The 2983-nt window shown below is 64.5% G+C and carries 2 protein-coding genes; both read left to right on the top strand.

Translation table 11 applies throughout. The features are described from left to right. Positions 1-82 precede the first annotated feature (82 nt). The gene (locus AC5YDV_RS19520; protein WP_496192571.1) at positions 83-1414 is read left to right on the top strand and encodes a DUF222 domain-containing protein; all 1332 of its coding nucleotides are present in this window, start codon (positions 83-85) and stop codon (positions 1412-1414) included. 143 nt (positions 1415-1557) lie between these two features. After that, positions 1558-2802, top strand: a complete 1245-nt coding sequence (locus tag AC5YDV_RS19525) for an IS4 family transposase (protein WP_496182899.1) — start codon at positions 1558-1560, stop codon at positions 2800-2802. Positions 2803-2983: the final 181 nt, after the last annotated feature.

Below are 2983 nucleotides of genomic sequence, written 5' to 3' on the forward strand. Positions count from 1 at the left end.
GTGCTGGAGGGGTGGCGGTGGTTGTCCACAGGGCCGCCTGATGGGTGCTCGAATGTGTGTTCGAATGCCTAGGGTGGTGGACATGAGCACTCCCAGCCCCACCCCGCGGCTCGTCGCCACCAGCGACGCGCTCGCCCAGGTGCGCGCGCTGCTGGGTGCCGTCGACCACGACGCCCGCCAACGCTTGGACGCCGACGCCCGCTTCCAGCTGGCCGAACAGGTCGTCGCGGTGGGCCGCCAACTGGACGCCCTCCGCGCCGTCCTGGTCGCCGAAGCCGACCAGGCCCGAACCCGCGGGCCACGCGGCACCAGCACCACCGACCTGTTGGCAATGACCGCCCAAGTCACCGCGTCGGAAGCGGCCGGTTGGCTGTTCGCCGGCAAGGACATCAGCGGACGCCCCGGCGTCAAGGCGGCCGCCCTCGCCGGGGAAGTCTCCGTACGCCAAGCCCGCTCCATCGACCAAGTCCTCGGCAACCTGCCCGCCACCCTCGGCGACGAACGCCGCGACCAGGCCGAACAGCTGCTGCTGGAACGCGCCCAACGCATGGACGCCAAGGAGCTCGCCAAGCAGTCGCGGTCGGTGTTGGCCGAGGTGGCTCCCGAGGTCGACGGGGTCGAGGACGAGCTGTCCCGCCTCGACGTCCAGCGCAAACAAGCCGTCGCGGCACGCTCGTTGAGCATGATCCCCGACGGTCAGGGCTCCATCCTCCTGAGGGGCCAACTGCCGGTTCTGGAGGGCGAGATGCTGGTCAACCTCGTCAACGCCCACACAGTGTCCAACCGACGCGCGATCGAACAAGCCGCCGACCGCCACGACGACCCCGGCCTACGCACGCGCGAGCAACGCACCGCCGACGGCCTCATCGCTCTCATCCACGCAGTGCACGCCCCAGGATCGGGCGCGGGGACGCGCACCGCGCCCGGCGACCACGCATCTCCCCCGAATCGGGCCTCCGCTCAGGCGGCACCCCGGTCCCGCGCAGAAGTCGCACAACACTCATCCGTTGAAGCAGCCCAGGACACCCCGGCGAACACGATTCAGGCCATCGCCGCGAGCGAGGCACGGATCCCCGCTCCCACCCCTGGCCCGGGCCCCTCCCGCAACCGCCCCACGGTGGTCGTCACCATGAGCCTGGACCTCCTGGCGAGTCGACAGGAACAGGCCGGACGGCTCGCCTCCGGTCGCGACCTCCCCCCGGGCCAGCTCCGACAGCTGCTGTGTGATGGCAACGTCCTACCCGTCGTCCTCGGCGGAGCCAGCCAACCCCTCGACGTCGGTCGCCAACAACGACTCGTCACTCCTGGCATCCGCCGGGCCCTCGAAGTCCGCGACCGTGGCTGTGCGTTCCCGAGCTGCCAGAAGGCTTCTTCCGAATGCGAAGCCCACCACATCACAATGCCGTTAAGTTAGCCGCTGGCACTGCTTCGCGGGTGAGTGGTCTTTGAGGATGCTTGCGGCATTTTTCGAGATTTGTTGGTGTGGTCTGCGGAGGTTTGTGCGACTCGCGGGATTATGTTCGTGACGCTCCGGGGTGATTCTTCTAGTGTGGGGCTATGAACGAATCCGTTTCGCGGAAATTCACGGATCATCTTCCTGTGGGCGTGTTGGCGGAGTGTATTCCGCGGGACGAGGTCGAGACGGCAATTGATCTGGCTAATCGGCGGGAGCAACGTTCGCGTCTCCTTCCGGCCCGAGTCGTGGTCTACTACGTGATCGCGTTGGGACTGTTCTTCGGGGAGAGCTATGACGAAGTCATGCGAAGGCTCGTCAACGGTCTGAGATTCATCGGTGGATGGTTATCCAGTTGGCATGTTCCCACGCCCAGTGCAATCACGCAGGCCCGGGCCCGCCTGGGTGAAGAACCCATGAAGTTACTTTTCGAGCGTGTTGCCCAGCCTTTGGCTTCCTCAGCGACGCCGTCGGCGTGGTTCCACGGGCAACGCGTGATGGCTATTGATGGAGTGGTGCTGGACGCTCCTGAGTCGCCGGGCAACGCCGCCACGTTCGGCTATAGCGTGGGAGGACGTGGGGCCAGCGTGTTCCCGCGCGTGCAGGTGGTAGCGGTTGCCGAGTGTGGGACTCACGCCATTACGCACGCGGTGATCGGTGACCTCGGCTCCAGCGAACGGCCGCTGGCTGAGCGGCTGGTCGGCCGGCTAGAGCAAGGAACGCTCCTGCTTGCCGATCGTGGCTTCTACTCGTACAAGATCTGGGAATTGCTGATCGCGGGCAAGGTGGACGCCGCGTTTCGTGTCGCGAGCACCCTGAACCTTCCCCCCATCACCGAATACCCCGACGGATCGTATCTGTCCGTCCTTTTGGCGCCCGCACGTCAAAGCGCAGTGAGGCAATCCTCCCGCGTCCATGGGCGCGATAACAAGCGGGCCGAGCATCAGTGGCTACTCGATAACGGTACCGCTTGCCGGGTCGTCGAATACACAATCGAGGGGTCTTCGGCGACGTACCGCATTATCACCACTCTCTTGGACCACGACCGCTATCCCGCCGATGAAATCGCCGCCCTCTATCACGAACGTTGGGAAATCGAGAACGTCTTTGATGAGATCGAGGTCCACCAGATCGCGCATGGCCGGGTCCTACGGTCTCGCTCACCCGAACTTGTCAAACAAGAGATCTGGGGACTCCTCCTGGCGCACTACGCGATCCGAAAACTTGTGCATAACGCTTCCGACCTCGCCGAGATCGACCCCGACCGATTATCGTTCGTTCGCGCTCTCAGAATCATCCGACGCCACATTTCCAGCGGCGCGGAACTTTCCCCCCTCGATCCTGAATGAAATAGTCGACGAACTCGTAACGCACCCGAATCCTCCCCGACGACACAGGAGCTACCCGCGGGTCGTCAAGCGACACTTCGCCGCCTACCACAACACAAAACGTGCACAACACCGCGGAATAAAGCAGGAACACCTACCACGAATCCACACTCGCCAGCCCCAGCTAACTTAACGGCATTGC

This window comes from Propioniciclava sp. LT432 (assembly GCF_059515965.1).

Bases quoted from the DNA above. Each gene is read 5' to 3' on its own strand.
- AC5YDV_RS19520 (WP_496192571.1), top strand. From the start codon at position 83: ATGAGCACTCCCAGCCCCACCCCGCGGCTCGTCGCCACCAGCGACGCG.
- AC5YDV_RS19525 (WP_496182899.1), top strand. From the start codon at position 1,558: ATGAACGAATCCGTTTCGCGGAAATTCACGGATCATCTTCCTGTGGGC.